19 protein-coding genes and 1 pseudogene are annotated in these 15697 nt (G+C 37.9%); 14 read left to right on the top strand and 6 right to left on the bottom strand.

The genetic code is table 11. The features are described from left to right. Positions 1–29 precede the first annotated feature (29 nt). From NLJ82_RS25410 to NLJ82_RS25345, 14 genes and pseudogenes are all read left to right on the top strand, one after another. Positions 30–411: pseudogene (locus NLJ82_RS25410) on the top strand (DUF4275 family protein). Positions 412–523: 112 nt separating this feature from the next. After that, positions 524–904 carry a phage holin family protein gene (locus NLJ82_RS25405; protein WP_001267308.1) on the top strand — a complete coding sequence of 127 codons (381 nt, stop codon included), beginning with the start codon at positions 524–526 and terminating at the stop codon, positions 902–904. A gap of 156 nt (positions 905–1060) precedes the next feature. Further along, on the top strand, positions 1061–1990 hold the full coding sequence (hprK, locus tag NLJ82_RS25400) for an HPr(Ser) kinase/phosphatase (protein ID WP_001127250.1): 930 nt from the start codon (positions 1061–1063) through the stop codon (positions 1988–1990). A 24-nt stretch (positions 1991–2014) separates the two neighbouring features. Next, positions 2015–2827, top strand: a complete 813-nt coding sequence (gene lgt / locus NLJ82_RS25395) for a prolipoprotein diacylglyceryl transferase (RefSeq protein WP_000924232.1) — start codon at positions 2015–2017, stop codon at positions 2825–2827. Positions 2828–2894: 67 nt separating this feature from the next. Then, the gene (gene ppaX, locus NLJ82_RS25390; RefSeq protein WP_000700963.1) at positions 2895–3545 is read left to right on the top strand and encodes a pyrophosphatase PpaX; all 651 of its coding nucleotides are present in this window, start codon (positions 2895–2897) and stop codon (positions 3543–3545) included. Between the two features lie 23 nt (positions 3546–3568). Beyond that, on the top strand, positions 3569–4075 hold the full coding sequence (locus tag NLJ82_RS25385) for an acyltransferase (RefSeq protein ID WP_001255080.1): 507 nt from the start codon (positions 3569–3571) through the stop codon (positions 4073–4075). A 145-nt stretch (positions 4076–4220) separates the two neighbouring features. Beyond that, on the top strand, positions 4221–5732 hold the full coding sequence (locus tag NLJ82_RS25380) for a tetratricopeptide repeat protein (RefSeq protein WP_000517738.1): 1512 nt from the start codon (positions 4221–4223) through the stop codon (positions 5730–5732). 84 nt (positions 5733–5816) lie between these two features. Continuing rightward, positions 5817–6773, top strand: coding sequence for a thioredoxin-disulfide reductase (gene trxB / locus NLJ82_RS25375; protein WP_001288072.1), 957 nt, complete (start codon positions 5817–5819; stop codon positions 6771–6773). A gap of 164 nt (positions 6774–6937) precedes the next feature. Then, positions 6938–7744, top strand: a complete 807-nt coding sequence (locus tag NLJ82_RS25370) for a DUF368 domain-containing protein (protein WP_000455203.1) — start codon at positions 6938–6940, stop codon at positions 7742–7744. A 228-nt stretch (positions 7745–7972) separates the two neighbouring features. After that, positions 7973–8431 (top strand): NUDIX hydrolase, encoded by a 459-nt coding sequence (locus NLJ82_RS25365; RefSeq protein WP_001190080.1) that lies wholly within the window; start codon positions 7973–7975, stop codon positions 8429–8431. Between the two features lie 20 nt (positions 8432–8451). Then, positions 8452–9333 (top strand): RNase adapter RapZ, encoded by an 882-nt coding sequence (rapZ, locus tag NLJ82_RS25360; RefSeq protein WP_000138457.1) that lies wholly within the window; start codon positions 8452–8454, stop codon positions 9331–9333. Positions 9334–9336: 3 nt separating this feature from the next. After that, positions 9337–10290 (top strand): gluconeogenesis factor YvcK family protein, encoded by a 954-nt coding sequence (locus tag NLJ82_RS25355; RefSeq protein ID WP_000712178.1) that lies wholly within the window; start codon positions 9337–9339, stop codon positions 10288–10290. 89 nt (positions 10291–10379) lie between these two features. Further along, complete coding sequence (whiA, locus tag NLJ82_RS25350; RefSeq protein WP_000006561.1) at positions 10380–11330, top strand: DNA-binding protein WhiA; 951 nt, start codon at positions 10380–10382, stop codon at positions 11328–11330. A gap of 23 nt (positions 11331–11353) precedes the next feature. Beyond that, positions 11354–11602: an HPr family phosphocarrier protein gene (locus tag NLJ82_RS25345; protein ID WP_000250307.1), complete on the top strand. Its 249-nt coding sequence runs from the start codon at positions 11354–11356 to the stop codon at positions 11600–11602. A gap of 314 nt (positions 11603–11916) precedes the next feature. Here the strand turns inward: NLJ82_RS25345 and clpP are convergent, their stop codons facing one another. From clpP to spoVAC, 6 genes are all read right to left on the bottom strand, one after another. Continuing rightward, positions 11917–12498 carry an ATP-dependent Clp endopeptidase proteolytic subunit ClpP gene (gene clpP, locus NLJ82_RS25340; protein WP_001049162.1) on the bottom strand — a complete coding sequence of 194 codons (582 nt, stop codon included), beginning with the start codon at positions 12496–12498 and terminating at the stop codon, positions 11917–11919. 241 nt (positions 12499–12739) lie between these two features. After that, on the bottom strand, positions 12740–13609 hold the full coding sequence (locus NLJ82_RS25335; protein WP_000018916.1) for a DUF421 domain-containing protein: 870 nt from the start codon (positions 13607–13609) through the stop codon (positions 12740–12742). 20 nt (positions 13610–13629) lie between these two features. Continuing rightward, positions 13630–13836, bottom strand: coding sequence for a DUF1657 domain-containing protein (locus NLJ82_RS25330; protein ID WP_000215890.1), 207 nt, complete (start codon positions 13834–13836; stop codon positions 13630–13632). Between the two features lie 9 nt (positions 13837–13845). Next, positions 13846–14196, bottom strand: coding sequence for a stage V sporulation protein AE (gene spoVAE / locus NLJ82_RS25325; protein WP_000575919.1), 351 nt, complete (start codon positions 14194–14196; stop codon positions 13846–13848). After that, the gene (gene spoVAD, locus NLJ82_RS25320; RefSeq protein ID WP_000938956.1) at positions 14193–15209 is read right to left on the bottom strand and encodes a stage V sporulation protein AD; all 1017 of its coding nucleotides are present in this window, start codon (positions 15207–15209) and stop codon (positions 14193–14195) included. Before spoVAD ends, spoVAE begins: the two co-directional genes overlap by 4 nt. After that, positions 15210–15686 (bottom strand): stage V sporulation protein AC, encoded by a 477-nt coding sequence (gene spoVAC / locus NLJ82_RS25315; RefSeq protein WP_000095407.1) that lies wholly within the window; start codon positions 15684–15686, stop codon positions 15210–15212. Positions 15687–15697 lie beyond the last annotated feature (11 nt).

The following is a 15697-nucleotide window of genomic DNA, read 5'->3' as shown; positions in this document are numbered from 1 at the left end:
ACTCGGTTTTTCGTTCATAGGGGGAGAACATGGAGTTTATAGATGTTTTAAGAAAGAAAAATATGAAGGTGAGAGAGTTTCAAAGTTGGGGTGTATGTTTTCGCAAGCACTGGGAGGATAACTTTGCAAATCATGTAAGTGATGAGGAAAAAGAAGTGTTTAGAGGGAGAAGAAGCGGAAAACGCGTTTCATAATGAAGTGAAAAAGGATTGCTACATATTCTATCAACATTGTGATGAGGTACTGTTAATAAAAGATGCGAGTTTATTACATATGGAGGATATATTGTGTGAGGGGGACGATATGTATAAAGGTGATATTTATATTGTAGATAAAGATTTCACTTGGACCTTTGTGAAAACGCATGAGCATAGATGGTGTGGGCCTTATTTCGCAAAGAGATGTTGGTAGGTATACAAACATGAAGAGTAGAATAAGTTGATATAAGTATTTGGATGATACTTGCGTTTATTATCTATTAGCGTATGATGAAATATATATGTTTAAAAGGATGTGTAAGAAAATGAGATGGATTGTATCACTTCTTGTAAATAGCGTTGTGTTAATCGCTGTATCGGGACTTTTAAAAGGGATTGCACCAGACGCGTTTTACGTAGCAAATATACAAACTGCAATTATTGCGAGTATTATTTTGGCTGTTTTAAATGTGTTCGTAAAACCGTTTTTAATTTTAATTACGCTACCAATTACGGTTGTAACTTTCGGATTCTTCTTAATTGTTATTAATGCGATTACGTTAAAAATAGCAGATTCATTATTAGGAGATGCATTTAATATATCAGGGTTTGGTGTAGCGATCGTTGCGGCAATTTGTATTTCAATTTTTAATATGATTATTGAAAAGGCAATTGTGGAACCTTTATATGAAAAAAAGAGAAAATGACAAAAAGAAAAACATTTCATGATGTGTATGAAATGTTTTTTTCTATTTATTAGAAACCGTATTTCTTGTTTCCAGAAAAAAATGGTACAATATCCGGTAGAATGGAATTTTACATCAAATGAGACTGAACCCGCAGCGGAGTGGAGGTTTATACATATGCCGAAAGTAAGGACAAAAGATTTAATTGAACAATTTCAATTGGAGTTAATAAGTGGTGAAGAAGGAATTCATCGTCCGATTGACACAAGTGATTTATCACGACCTGGTATTGAAATGGCAGGATTTTTTACATATTATCCAGCTGATCGCGTGCAGCTTCTTGGAAAGACGGAGCTGACGTTCTTTGACACGTTAACGTCAGAGCAAAAACAAGAGAGAATGAAAGCGCTTTGTACTGAGGAGACGCCATGTATTATTGTAACTCGTAATCAAGATGTACCAGATGAGTTGCTGCAAGCATCGCGTGAATCGGGCATGCCTTTATTACGCTCTTCTCAAACGACAACGAGATTATCAAGTCGTTTAACAAATTATTTAGAAGGTAAGTTAGCACCAACAACAGCTGTTCATGGTGTGTTAGTAGATATTTACGGCGTTGGTGTTTTAATTACAGGACAAAGTGGTGTCGGTAAAAGTGAGACAGCTCTTGAGCTTGTAAAACGTGGTCATCGCCTTGTTGCGGATGATAGTGTAGAAATTCGCCAAGAAGATGAAGACATGTTAGTTGGAAGCTCGCCAGATTTAATTGAGCATTTATTAGAAATTCGTGGTCTAGGCATTATTAACGTTATGACGTTATTCGGTGCAGGGGCAGTGCGAAATTATAAGCGTATTACACTTGTTATTAACCTTGAAATTTGGGATCAAAAGAAAAATTATGATCGCTTAGGTCTTGATGAAGAGAAGATGAAGATTATTGATACAGAACTTACGAAGATTACACTTCCAGTTCGTCCTGGTCGAAACTTAGCTGTTATTATTGAAGTGGCAGCGATGAACTTCCGTTTAAAACGTATGGGAGTCAATGCAGCACAGCAGTTCTCAGAACGATTAATGAGTGCGATTGAGTTAGGAAATCAGGAGTAAACATTGGAGAGGGAGGTCATACATATGCTGTTAGGTTCTGTACCACAGCTTGACCGCGTAGCTATCCAACTTGGACCGTTTCCTGTTTATTGGTACGGGATTATTATCGGTACAGGTGTGCTATTAGGTCTTTGGCTAGCAACTCGTGAAGGAGAAAGGCTAGGTATTCCAAAAGATACATTTGTTGACCTTGTATTAATTGCAGTACCGATCGCTATTCTATTTGCGAGAATGTACTATGTTATTTTTGAATGGGAATATTACGCGCAAAACCCGAGTCAAATTATTAATATTCGTCAAGGTGGCTTGGCGATTCATGGTGGTTTAATCGGGGCTGTTATTACGGGAATTCTTTTTGCAAAACGCCGTGGGGTTTCATTCTGGAAGTTGGCAGATATTGCTGCACCAAGTATTTTACTAGGACAAGCAATTGGCCGATGGGGAAACTTTATGAACCAAGAGGCGCATGGTGATGAAGTAACGAGACAGTTTTTAGAAGGCCTTCATTTACCGGATTTCATTATTAATCAAATGTATATTGATGGTGTTTACTATCACCCGACGTTTTTATATGAATCATTATGGAATTTTGCAGGTGTCATTTTATTACTCGCATTACGAAAAGTGAACTTGCGCCGTGGGGAATTATTCTTCACATATTTAATTTGGTATTCAGTAGGACGCTTCTTCGTAGAAGGGTTGCGTACAGATAGTTTAATGCTAGGACCACTTCGTATTGCACAAGTAATGTCAATTGGACTTGTTGTTATTTCTATTATTTTCATTATTGTGAGACGAAAAATGGGGCAAGCTGATAAAAGATATTTAGAAAATTAGAGAAAAGTAGCATCTTATTATAAGATGCTGCTTCTTTCATATTCAGGAAAGAGAAAGGACTAAGGCAATGAAAATAAATACAGTGTTATTTGATTTAGATGGAACGTTAATTAATACAAACGAACTTATTATTTCTTCTTTTTTACATACTTTAAATACATATTATCCAGATCAATATAAGCGTGAAGATGTATTGCCATTTATCGGTCCATCTTTGCATGATACTTTCAGTAAGATTGATGAAAGTAAGGTTGAAGAGTTAATTACGAGTTATCGTCAATTTAACCATGATCATCATGATGAACTAGTGGAAGAATATGAAACTGTATATGAAACAGTTCAAGAGTTGAAGAAACAAGGTTATAAAGTTGGTATTGTTACAACGAAAGCGAGACAAACCGTTGAGATGGGCCTAAAGCTATCAAAGCTTGATGAGTTCTTTGATGTTGTCGTAACAATTGATGATGTAGAGCATGTGAAACCACATCCAGAGCCACTTCAAAAAGCGCTTCAGTTATTAGATGCGAAACCAGAAGAAGCATTGATGGTTGGGGATAATCATCATGATATTGTTGGTGGACAAAATGCAGGTACGAAAACAGCTGCGGTTTCATGGACATTGAAAGGTAGAGCGTATTTAGAGGCTTACAAGCCAGACTTTATGCTAGATAAAATGAGTGATTTATTGCCGATTTTGTCCGACATGAATCGTTCGTAAAGATAAGTAGAGGAGCGAGTGAAGTGCGACGGACAACGCGCTATCCTGTTTCAGGAGAAAATTCATTATGGAATGTGTATAAAACAGTGTCTTTTTGGAAGGTAATGAAAAACTTTATGATTATCCAAATTGCACGTTATACACCTTTTTTATCGGTCAAGAATTGGTTATACCGCACATTTTTGCGGATGAAAGTAGGAAAGAAAACATCGTTTGCGCTTATGGTAATGCCGGACATTATGTTCCCGGAAAAGATAACTGTGGGAGAAAATTCGATTATCGGCTATAATACAACGCTTTTAGCACATGAATATTTAATTCGTGAATATCGACTCGGAGAGATCATCGTAGGAAATGAAGTGATGATTGGAGCGAATACAACGATATTACCGGGTGTGAAAATTGGAGATGGCGCAATTGTTTCAGCTGGCACACTTGTTCATAGAGATGTACCGAGTGGTGCTTTCGTAGGTGGAAATCCAATGCGTGTTATTTATACAAAAGAAGAAATGGATGCTAGAGAAGGTTGATGCTAAAAATGTAACATTTCTCTTCTTTTTTAATGAATAAAAAGGAAATAATTGAGTATAATATACTGTTTTGTTTTTTACGGAATCGTTTATACTTATAGATAGAAGAATGTGTGAACGAAGAAAACAAAAAACTGGAGGATATATGGGGAAAAATCAAAGAATATATAAGGAGAACGGACAAGTTATCTCTTTTAATCAATTAGCGGACTTCTTTTATAAAAAAGGGATGAGGGCTTACAAAGGGCAAAAATTGCAAGATGCAATTAAATATTTTCGAAGAGCGGCACAAAGCGAGAAGGAGCCGTTTATTTTATGTCAATTAGCAACAGTATTATCTGAGGCTGGTGAATATCAAGAGTCGAATCAAACCTTCTTTAAGCTTGTTAGATCTAATCCAGAACTTGAACAATGTTATTATTTTATTGCAAATAATTATGCGTATATGGGTCTATTTCAGCAGGCGAAGAAGTATGCGGATCGCTATTTAGAAGTTGCAGAAGAGAAGGAATTTGTTGAAGATACATTAGAATTACTTGAAATTATGGAAGAAGAAGCGATGGGTGCGGAAGAGATTGAGGATGAAGATGATTTAATTGTTATGCAGGAAGAAGCCAATCGTTATATTCGTAACGGACAATTGGAAGAAGCAATTGCTACATTAGAAATTGTTACGAAAGACTATCCGGAATTTTGGTCGGGGCATAATAATTTAGCTATTGCGCATTTTCAATCTGGTAATGTAGATAAGGCGCTGAAATTAACGGAAATGATTTTAGAGAAAAATCCTGGTAATATACATGCGCTTTGTAATACACTTATTTTTCTATATTCAATTGGAGAGCATAAACAAGTAGAGGTGTTAGCTGCTCAGTTAGTTTCGGTATATCCGATTTCGTTTGAACATCGTTTGAAACTTGGGACGACACTTGCAACAATTGGTCATTTCGAGCCTGCATATAAATGGTTCAAATTATTAAAGCGTCAAGGATACGAAGGAGACGTTAGTTTTTATTATTGGTTTGCATATTCTGCGTATATGGTGAAAGATCAGCAAGTAGCTGAAAAAATGTGGCAACATGTTGTAGAATTGCACCCTGATAAAAAGGGAAAAGAACCGTGGAATGCATTGAATTTAGCGGATGAAGGACAAAACGTGTTATTTGAAGAATTACGAAAATCATTTCAGCAAAGTGCGACGCTAGAGGAACAAATGCTAGCTTTATATTTAATGAATGAATTATCAACGCCGGAGAAGGTTGGATTCTTCTTTGATGTAACGCAGGCGAAGAATGGTGTTCCGATCGTATCGCAACTTGCAAAGTATTTCTTTTTACTGAATAGCCATAAGAGTATTCCAGCTGATTTACAGCAATTTGAACAGTGCGCGCGAATCGCGGATGCTTTATACAATTATACGAAAAAAGATGATGAATTAATCGAAGAGTGTTTACAATTTTGGTTTTGTACGTTCATACGTTTATATACATCTGGGGCAGTTTTTACAAATGTATACGGCTGGTCAGCTGCGGTTGAATATATCGTACGCAGTGAACAAGGAAATAAGATGACACAGTCGGAGCTCGGAGATGTGTATAATGTATCTGTAGCGACTGTTCGAAAGTATGTGCAAGCTGTTAAGCGTACGCACACATAGATAAGCAAATCATTGGGAAAAAAATGATGCGAACAGTATAATGAGGGTAACTTAATTGTGTAGGAATGGATAGGAGTGAATAGTGTGTCGGAAGAAAAAATTTATGATGTCATTATTATTGGTGCAGGACCAGCTGGTATGACAGCTGCAGTATATACATCTCGTGCGAATTTAAGCACATTAATGCTTGAGCGTGGTATTCCAGGCGGACAAATGGCAAATACAGAAGATGTAGAAAACTACCCAGGTTATGAGTCTATTTTAGGACCAGACTTATCAAATAAAATGTTCGAGCATGCGAAGAAATTTGGTGCTGAATATGCATACGGTGATGTGAAAGAAGTCATCGATGGTAAAGAATACAAAACAATTATTGCTGGTAAAAAAGAATATAAAGCACGTGCAATTATCGTTGCAAGTGGTGCAGAGTATAAAAAAATTGGTGTACCAGGCGAAACAGAACTTGGCGGCCGCGGTGTATCATATTGTGCGGTATGTGATGGCGCATTCTTTAAAGGTAAAGAACTTGTAGTTATTGGCGGCGGAGATTCTGCTGTTGAAGAGGGTGTGTTCTTAACACGCTTCGCATCAAAAGTAACGATCGTTCACCGTCGTGACACGCTTCGCGCACAGAAAATTTTACAAGATCGTGCTTTCCAAAACGAAAAAGTAGACTTTATTTGGAACCACACGATAAAAGAAATTAACGAAGCAAATGGTAAAGTAGGAAGTGTAACACTTGTAGATGTAAACAGTGGAGAAGAGAAAGAAGTCAAAACTGACGGCGTATTCGTATACATCGGTATGTTACCACTATCAAAACCATTTGTTGAACTAGGTATTACAAACGAAAATGGTTACCTTGAAACGAATGAGCGTATGGAAACGAAAGTTCCTGGTATTTTCGCAGCTGGTGATGTTCGCGAAAAAATGCTTCGTCAAATTGTAACTGCAACAGGTGATGGTAGTATCGCAGCACAAAGTGCGCAACATTACGTAGAAGAATTATTAGAAGAACTAAAAACTGTATCAGAAAAATAAGGGGTAATATACCTTTTGAGAAGAAAGCTACCGATAGGAGCTTTCTTCTTTTTTTGTGTGAAAATGTCAAAGTTTTGTCAAAAAATATTGGGATTATAAGCTTTCTTATTGATATACTGGACTTTACGGAAAAATCACTATAAGAAATGAGGAATTTATTCAGTATGGAATGGCGTAATATATATCGTGGATTTTGTATGGGCGTTAGTGATTTAATTCCTGGTGTGAGCGGCGGTACAATCGCTGTTGTGTTAGGGATTTATGAACAATTGCTTGCGGCAATTAGCGGATTCTTTAGTCGTGAATGGAAAAAACATTTAGGATTTTTAATTCCACTTGCAGCTGGTGTGGCAGCAGCGTTTTTAACGTTAAGTCATGTTATTAAATATTTACTTGCAAATCATTATGAACCGACTCAATTTTTCTTCCTCGGTTTAATTATTAGTATATTACCGATGTTAATGAGAGAAGCTGATGCAAAGTCGTCGTTTAAAGGTAAGCATATTGTTTTATTAATCGTTGCAGCAATTCTTGTTGCGATCACAGCTTTCTTTAAACCAGATAAGACAGCAGATCCAATTACGACGTTAACAATTTTAAATGCAATTGGTTTATTTTTCGCAGGATGGATGGCTAGTATGGCGATGTTACTTCCTGGAATTAGCGGATCGTTTATTTTATTAATTATTGGTGTATATCCGACAGCAATTAATGCTTTAACTACACTCAACTTACCTTTAATTGCAGTTATTGGTGCTGGTGTTATGGTAGGGTTTGTTGTAAGTAGTAAAGGAATTAGCTTCTTATTAGATCGTTATAAAAGTATGACATTTGCGGCAATTATTGGACTAGTTATCGGTTCGATTGTAATTGTGTTCCCTGGTATTCCAACTGGAGGGTTTTCAATTATAAGTTCAATTATTACCTTTATTTTAGGATTTGCGATTGTTACTTATTTCGGTAAGAAGTAAGGGCTGGAGTCCCCTTGGCGATAAAAATCGTTAAGGGGATTTTTCATGCTATACATTGAAAGTCCAGGCATTTACATTGCTTGTTATAGAAAGCTTTTTTAAAATTGTTGAGTAGCATATGCTTAGCGGAAGAGGACTGGCTCCTTCGTTGTAGCAAACTGTTTTTGATAGTATAATGAAATGAGTATGCAGTGAGAAATTTGCTGCAAGTAGCTGAGGTGAAGAAACATGCAAAGAGTGACAAACTGTGTGTTAATTAGAGATAATGAAGTACTCTTACTCCAAAAACCTCGCCGGAATTGGTGGGTTGCACCAGGCGGGAAAATGGAGCGTGGTGAGACTGTAAGAGATTCCGTTGTTCGCGAGTATCGTGAAGAAACAGGTATTTATTTAAAGAACCCAGCGTTAAAGGGGGTCTTCACCTTTGTCATCCAAGAAGGTGATAAAGTTGTTTCTGAATGGATGATGTTCTCCTTTTTAGCGACAGATTTTGCAGGAGAAAACAAACTAGAGAGCGAAGAAGGCATCATTGGTTGGCATACATTTGATAAAATTGATGATTTAGCAATGGCACCAGGAGATTATCACATTATTGATTATTTAATTAAAGGAAATGGCATAATCTACGGTACATTTGTATATACCCCAGATTTTGAGTTGCTTTCATATCGATTAGATCCGAGTTAAACCGTCAAGGAGAGGATACGATGACAGAGAATAATGATATAAAAATGGTAATTATTACAGGAATGTCTGGAGCTGGAAAGACAGTAGCTTTACAAAGTTTTGAAGATTTAGGATATTTCTGTGTGGATAATTTACCACCGATGTTATTGCCAAAGTTTATTGAGCTTATGGCGGATTCAAAAGGAAAAATGAATAAAGTAGCACTTGGTATTGATTTACGTGGCCGAGAGTTTTTCGAACATTTATGGGAAGCGCTTGATGATTTATCAGAACGTACATGGATTATTCCTCATATTTTATTCTTAGATGCGAAAGATAGCACACTTGTAACTCGTTATAAAGAAACGAGACGCTCGCATCCACTTGCACCAACTGGTCTGCCGTTAAAGGGAATCGAAGCAGAGCGTAATTTATTAACAGATATGAAGGCACGCGCGAATATTGTGCTTGATACATCTGATTTAAAACCGAAAGAATTACGTGAAAAAATTGTTCACCTATTTTCAACTGAAACTGAGCAAGCATTTCGTGTAAATGTTATGTCATTTGGATTTAAGTACGGTATTCCAATTGATGCAGATTTAGTATTTGATGTTCGTTTTTTACCAAATCCATATTACATTCCACATATGAAGCCATTAACAGGACTAGATGAAGAAGTTTCATCGTATGTGCTGAAATTTAATGAGACGCATAAGTTTTTAGAGAAATTGACTGATCTTATCACTTTCATGCTGCCTCATTATAAAAGAGAAGGCAAGAGTCAACTTGTAATTGCAATTGGATGTACAGGTGGACAGCATCGTTCTGTTACGCTTACAGAATACCTTGGGAAACATCTGAAACCAGAGTATAGCGTTCATGTATCTCATCGTGATGTGGAGAAGAGAAAGGGTCATTAAGGGATGAAAAAAGAGAGAAAACCTAAAATTGTTATCATGGGAGGCGGAACGGGACTTTCTGTTTTATTACGAGGATTAAAACAATATCCGGTTGATATTACAGCAGTTGTTACAATCGCTGATGATGGTGGCAGTTCAGGTAGATTACGTGATGAGCTAGAAATTCCACCCCCAGGTGACATTCGTAACGTACTTGTTGCGTTATCAGATGTAGAGCCACTGGTGGAAGCTTTATTCCAGCATCGTTTCACAACGGGAGATGGGCTGAAAGGTCATGCGTTAGGAAATTTATTATTGGCAGGTATGACCTCGATTACAGGAGACTTCTTCCATGCTATTACAGAAACGAGTAAAGTTTTAAATGTTAGAGGACGTGTATTACCAGCAGCGAATCAAAGTGCAGTACTACATGCGGAACTAGAAGACGGAGAAATTGTAACAGGTGAATCAAAGATTCCTTATTTCGGAAAGAAAATTAACCGTGTCTTTTTAACTCCAGAAGATGTAGAGCCGTTACATGAAACGTTGACTGAAATTAAACGAGCTGATTTACTTGTTTTCGGTCCAGGAAGTTTGTATACGAGTATATTACCGAATTTAGTTGTTAACAAAATTGGGGACGCTGTTCTTGCTGCAAAAGCAAAGAAGGTATATGTGTGTAATGTTATGACGCAAGCTGGTGAAACGATGGGATATACTGCGTTTGACCATGTGCAGGCGTTACATGATCATTTAGGTAAACCGTTTATCGATACTGCAATTGTCAATAACCGTGATATTCCTTGTGAATTACGTCAGTTATACGAGGAAGAAATGTCGGCACCAGTTGTAGTAGATGAAGAGCGTTTTATTGAAAATAATATTAATGTGATTCAAGATCAATTAGCGAAGTATGATGACCGTGTTGTAAGACACGATACATTAAAACTAGCTTCTATTTTATATTCACTGTTGTAGATGTGCGTTGCCTCGTTTGGGGTAACGCTCCTCATTTCATATAGGACAAGATTTTTGTTCCACAATAATCGTATAAGGAGGTGTTGACTGTGTCATTTGCATCAGAAACAAAGAAAGAGTTGACGAATCTGGAGATGAAGGAATGTTGTGAGAAAGCAGAATTATCAGCGTTACTTCGCATGAACGGATCGCTTTCTTTTTCAAATCGTCGTCTATCAATCGATATTCAAACGGAAAATGCGGCAATTGCAAGAAGGATTTATACGCTTTTGAAAAAAGGATATGACGTGACGGTAGAATTACTTGTTCGTAAAAAAATGCGATTGAAGAAAAACAATGTATATATCGTAAGGCTTGTTGAGAAGTCACGCGAAATATTAGCTGATCTTCATATCGTTCGAGACGACTTTTCATTTATTCGAAATATATCACAAGAATTAATTGAGAAGAAATGTTGTAAACGATCGTATTTACGCGGTGCATTTTTAGCAGGTGGTTCAGTAAATAACCCAGAAACATCATCTTATCATTTAGAGATCTTTTCGTTATATAAGGAACATAATGATGCTATATGTGAACTGATGAACGGATTTGATTTAAATAGTAAGACGTTGGAAAGAAGAAAAGGGTACATTACGTATTTGAAAGAAGCAGAAAAGATTACAGAGTTTTTAAATATTATAGGTGCTCATAATGCACTTTTAAGATTTGAAGACATTCGAATCGTACGTGATATGCGTAATTCTGTAAATCGCTTAGTGAACTGCGAAACAGCTAATTTAAATAAAACAATTGGTGCAGCGCTAAGGCAGATTGAAAATATCCGTTATATTGATGAGACGGTTGGTCTTGATATATTGCCGGATAAACTACGAGAAATTGCGCAATTACGAAGAGATTATCAAGATGTAACATTGAAAGAATTAGGTGAGATGGTATCCGGGGGGAAAATTAGTAAATCGGGTATTAATCATCGTTTGCGTAAAATTGATGATATTGCAGAGAAATTACGCGCGGGGGAAACGGTAGCAAAAAAATAAGAGGTTAAAGGGGAAATGGAGCTGTGGTTCAAAAAAGAGTTCAGGTTTCATTAAAAAACGGTTTACAAGCACGTCCGGCTGCGTTGTTTGTACAAGAGGCCAATCGCTTTCATGCAGATATTTTCATCGAAAAAGATGGGAAGACAGTAAATGCAAAGAGCATAATGGGGATTATGAGCTTAGCAATTGGAACTGGTAGCATGATAACAATTACAACAGAAGGTTCAGATGCAGAAGAGGCTTTAGAGGCACTAGCTGCATATGTACAATAAGAAGCTATCGCGCATGTGCGATAGCTTTTTTGTTGTTTGGGGCTTGTTGGTGGGGGTATGTGGGATGTGCGTTCTTGTCGAGAATTGTCGGTAAGTCGATAAGTTGTGTCGAAACGTCGATATATTAAAATAATCGCCGATATAATTGGAGTTACGGTCGATATATTTGAAAAATCGCCGATATATTTAGAGGGATACTGAGTGGGGTATGTTCGTGCGGAGATTTAACTATAAAAAAGCGCCCTGTAATAGGCGCTTTTTTATGTATCCAGCTCCAGCGACTCTAAATAAGCCGCTTCCGCTTTAAATATCTATTAACGATTTGTAAAGATCTTATCGATTAAACCGTATTCTAAAGCTTTTTCTGCTGTCATGAAGTTGTCGCGGTCTGTGTCGCGTTGTAGCACTTCAAGTGGTTGACCTGTGCGGTCAGCAAGAATTTGGTTTAGTTTTTCACGTAAGAATAGGATACGTTTAGCAGCGATTTCGATTTCAGTCGCTTGACCTTGTGCACCACCAAGTGGTTGGTGAATCATTACTTCACTGTTTGGAAGTGCATAACGTTTTCCTTTTTCACCTGCTGCGAGTAAGAATGCACCCATAGATGCAGCCATACCGATACAGATTGTTGATACTTGCGGTTTAATAAACTGCATTGTATCGTAAATTGCCATACCTGCTGTGATAGAACCACCAGGGCTGTTGATGTAGATGTGAATATCTTTTTCTGGATCTTGAGATTCCAAGAATAAAAGCTGGGAAACGATTGAGTTAGCTACGTTGTCATCAATTGCGCTACCAAGCATAATGATGCGGTCTTTTAATAGTCGAGAGTAAATATCGTAAGCGCGTTCTCCACGATTTGTTTGTTCAATTACTGTAGGAATTAAATTCATCTGTTATTTCCTCCTTATAAAGCTTTCTTAGTCTTATAATACAATTATGGTCAATAAAGGTCAAACGAAACCACTTTAAATCAAAAAAATATGTAGTTGTACCATGAAATATTCGCTATGTTTTTGAAATTCCCTGCTTATGTATCTTCAACATCATAACCGAATTACATAAATTTAAACGTTATAAAAACTGTAGAAAAAAAGAAAAGAACGCCTTTTGACTGAAGCGTTCTTTCGATATCTATTCTTTTAAAAGATAGGTTACTTTATTTAAAATCTTTTCGATTTGTTTCGCGTTTTTACTATACATTTCGCTCGCTGATTTCGACTTTGTTTCTAAGGAAAATAGTTCAAGATCAGCATGACATTTTTTTAATGATGCTAATAATAAAGGTTTGTTTTGAGGAGAAGGCATTTGTAGTTTGTCATTATAAATGTCGATAGTCAGTTGTCCGTATGAATCAACTTGACCGAGAAAGACATTTTCGATAACAACACCGAGCTTTTCTAGTTCAGCATGTAGCCAAGCGCGGTTATGTCCACTTGCGGATAGCGGTTCATCTAAGACATTGCCATCCATAATAACAGTTTGTGGTTCTTTTTCGTTTGCTACTTTTAAACCGATGTCTTTTGCTGTAAGTGGCTGGGAATCTTTCTTTAATAATACATTTAATTCTCCGCTCGGTTCTAAGACAGCAAATTCAACATCAGCTACGCTGAAAGCACCTTTTCCACGGAGAAGTTCCAGTAATTCATCACTTGTATATTTTTCTTTCTTTAAGTTGTCTTCGAGTATCTTTCCGTCTTTTATTAATACGGTAGATTTCCCTTCAAAGAAGTCCCGAGCTGTTTTGTTCTTTAAAGAGAGGATTCCTGTTAAAAAAGGTACCACAGCGAAAATGAGTATCGCAAAGACGCCGTGGAAAAATTTTGAATCGAGCCCTGTAGATACTTGGGCAGCGATGTCACCGATTGTCATTCCGGCAATGTATTCAAAAAAGGAGAGCTGAGAGATTTGTCTTTTCCCTAACCATTTCGTAATAGCGAATAAAATAATTAATATGAATACAGAGCGAAGAATGACAAGTGTCCATTCCGGCAGGTGAGACATAGTCATTTCCTCCAGTCTACTTAAAACCCTTTATATTGAGGTTCTTCACGTTCTAATACTGAAACTCTATTCTGTAAATCAGCGATGATGCTGTCCATTTCTAACATACATTCATGAAATACACGTTTTGATTCTTCATCTTGTGAATTTAAAGAAAGGGAGCTTAAACTTGCTTGAGCCCCCCTTACACTAGCAAGGCAGGTTTTAACATTAGCAATAACTGTCATACAAACACCTTATCCTTTCGGTTTGAATAGCAATGCTCCGATGAAGCCGAAAATAATAGCTGCGGATACACCGGCGCTTGTTACTTTAAACATGCCGGTAATAACGCCAACGATGCCATGTTTTGCGGCTTCTTCCATTGCGCCGTGAACGAGGGCATTACCAAAGCTTGTAATAGGTACGGTTGCCCCAGCTCCAGCGAAGTCAATTAATGGTTCATACAAATTGAATCCATCTAATATAGCTCCAGCAACAACGAGTGTTGCCATTGTATGAGCGGGTGTTAGTTTGCCGACATCAAACATAAGTTGGCCAATTACACATATGAGTCCGCCAATGACGAAAGCCCAGAAAAAAATCATTGCGTTGCACCTCCGAATTCAATTGAAACGGCGTGAGCGATGCACGGAATCGTTTCTTCTTGTTGGAATGTAAGTGGAGATAGTAAAGCGCCTGTCGCAACGACAAGTATTTTTTTGAACTCTCCTCTTTTCATTCTGTTTAATAAATGACCGTACACGACTGTTGCGGAACATCCTGGTCCACTAGCCCCAGCTATGACAGGTTGCCCTTCTCTATAAATGAGTAGCCCGCAATCTTGGAACTGTTCGCTCGTTACTTTCGTTCCGTGTTTATGTAATAAGTCATAAGCAATTTCGCGGCCGACATGTCCGAGGTCACCGGTTACGATTAAATCGTAGTAAGAGGCGTCAATTTGGCGTTCGCGTAGGTGGGCCTCAATTGTATCGACGGCGGCTGGAGCCATTGCGCCTCCCATATTAAACGGATCTGTTAATCCCATATCAACCACTTTTCCGATTGTGGCTGATGTTACCCTAGGGCCGTTTCCAGTATCGCTTAAAATAGCGGCTCCTGCTCCAGTTACTGTCCACTGCGCGGTAGGTGGCTTTTGTCCACCATATTCAGTAGGGTAGCGGAACTGTTTTTCTACGGCGGTGTTATGGCTTGATGCACCAGTTAATAAATATTTTGCGCCTTTTGCATTTACGATACTCGCCCCAAGTGCTAAACCTTCCATAGAAGTAGAACAAGCGCCGAATAGTCCGAGATAAGGAGTGCCCAGTGTACGGCAAGCAAAGCTTGTAGGGGTAATTTGATTAATTAAATCTCCTGCGAGTACAAATTGGATATCGTCTTTACGAAGTTCTGCTTTTTCAGTGGCGCGGCTACAAGCTTCTTCGAACAAAATTTTATGTGCTTTTTCATAGGAATCTTGTCCGAGCCATAAATCTTCATGAAGGATATCGAAGTCTTCGGGGATTTTTCCTTTTGCTTCAAACGGCCCGCCGACGACTCCTGTCGAAATAATAACTGGTTTGTTTTCAAATACCCACGTTCGGTGTCCTTGTAACATTTATAGCCCTCCCCATTGAACGAGAATCGTTTTAATAAGTGCGATGACGAAAGCTGAAAATACACCAAATAAAATAACGGAGCCGGCTAATTTAAACATGTTACCGCCAACGCCAAGGACAAACCCTTCCGTCCGGTGCTCGATACATGCGGCGACAACAGAGTTACCAAATCCAGTGACAGGTACAGCTGTCCCAGCACCTGCAAATTGACCGAGACGATCATATACGCCGAACCCAGTTAGTAACATCGAGATGAAAATAAGAGTTGCTACTGTTGGATTCCCTGCTGAGCGTTCAGTGAAATCGAAATACGTAATATAAAAAGTAGAAATGAGTTGCCCAATTAGGCAAATGAAACCACCAACGAAAAAGGCTTTTATACAGTTTTTTAAGACAGGACGCTTCGGTTCGCGTTCTTGCTCGAATTTTTTATATTCCTGTTGCACAGGGGTTAAGTTTTTATCTTTACTAGACATTGCAAACCTTC

It is taken from the genome of Bacillus paranthracis (genome assembly GCF_024296885.1).
In the GTDB taxonomy this organism is placed as follows: Bacteria; Bacillota; Bacilli; order Bacillales; family Bacillaceae_G; genus Bacillus_A; species Bacillus_A paranthracis.
This window is presented reverse-complemented; position numbering and strand designations above follow the sequence as displayed.

Excerpts from the sequence above, each read along its gene's own strand:
- NLJ82_RS25405 (WP_001267308.1), top strand. The coding sequence starts at position 524 with ATGAGATGGATTGTATCACTTCTTGTAAATAGCGTTGTGTTAATCGCT.
- hprK (WP_001127250.1), top strand. The coding sequence starts at position 1,061 with ATGCCGAAAGTAAGGACAAAAGATTTAATTGAACAATTTCAATTGGAG.
- lgt (WP_000924232.1), top strand. The coding sequence starts at position 2,015 with ATGCTGTTAGGTTCTGTACCACAGCTTGACCGCGTAGCTATCCAACTT.
- ppaX (WP_000700963.1), top strand. The coding sequence starts at position 2,895 with ATGAAAATAAATACAGTGTTATTTGATTTAGATGGAACGTTAATTAAT.
- NLJ82_RS25380 (WP_000517738.1), top strand. The coding sequence starts at position 4,221 with ATGGGGAAAAATCAAAGAATATATAAGGAGAACGGACAAGTTATCTCT.
- NLJ82_RS25370 (WP_000455203.1), top strand. The coding sequence starts at position 6,938 with ATGGAATGGCGTAATATATATCGTGGATTTTGTATGGGCGTTAGTGAT.
- NLJ82_RS25365 (WP_001190080.1), top strand. The coding sequence starts at position 7,973 with ATGCAAAGAGTGACAAACTGTGTGTTAATTAGAGATAATGAAGTACTC.
- rapZ (WP_000138457.1), top strand. The coding sequence starts at position 8,452 with ATGACAGAGAATAATGATATAAAAATGGTAATTATTACAGGAATGTCT.
- NLJ82_RS25355 (WP_000712178.1), top strand. The coding sequence starts at position 9,337 with ATGAAAAAAGAGAGAAAACCTAAAATTGTTATCATGGGAGGCGGAACG.
- clpP (WP_001049162.1), bottom strand. The coding sequence starts at position 12,498 with ATGAATTTAATTCCTACAGTAATTGAACAAACAAATCGTGGAGAACGC.
- NLJ82_RS25335 (WP_000018916.1), bottom strand. The coding sequence starts at position 13,609 with ATGTCTCACCTGCCGGAATGGACACTTGTCATTCTTCGCTCTGTATTC.
- NLJ82_RS25330 (WP_000215890.1), bottom strand. The coding sequence starts at position 13,836 with ATGACAGTTATTGCTAATGTTAAAACCTGCCTTGCTAGTGTAAGGGGG.
- spoVAE (WP_000575919.1), bottom strand. The coding sequence starts at position 14,196 with ATGATTTTTTTCTGGGCTTTCGTCATTGGCGGACTCATATGTGTAATT.
- spoVAD (WP_000938956.1), bottom strand. The coding sequence starts at position 15,209 with ATGTTACAAGGACACCGAACGTGGGTATTTGAAAACAAACCAGTTATT.
- spoVAC (WP_000095407.1), bottom strand. The coding sequence starts at position 15,686 with ATGTCTAGTAAAGATAAAAACTTAACCCCTGTGCAACAGGAATATAAA.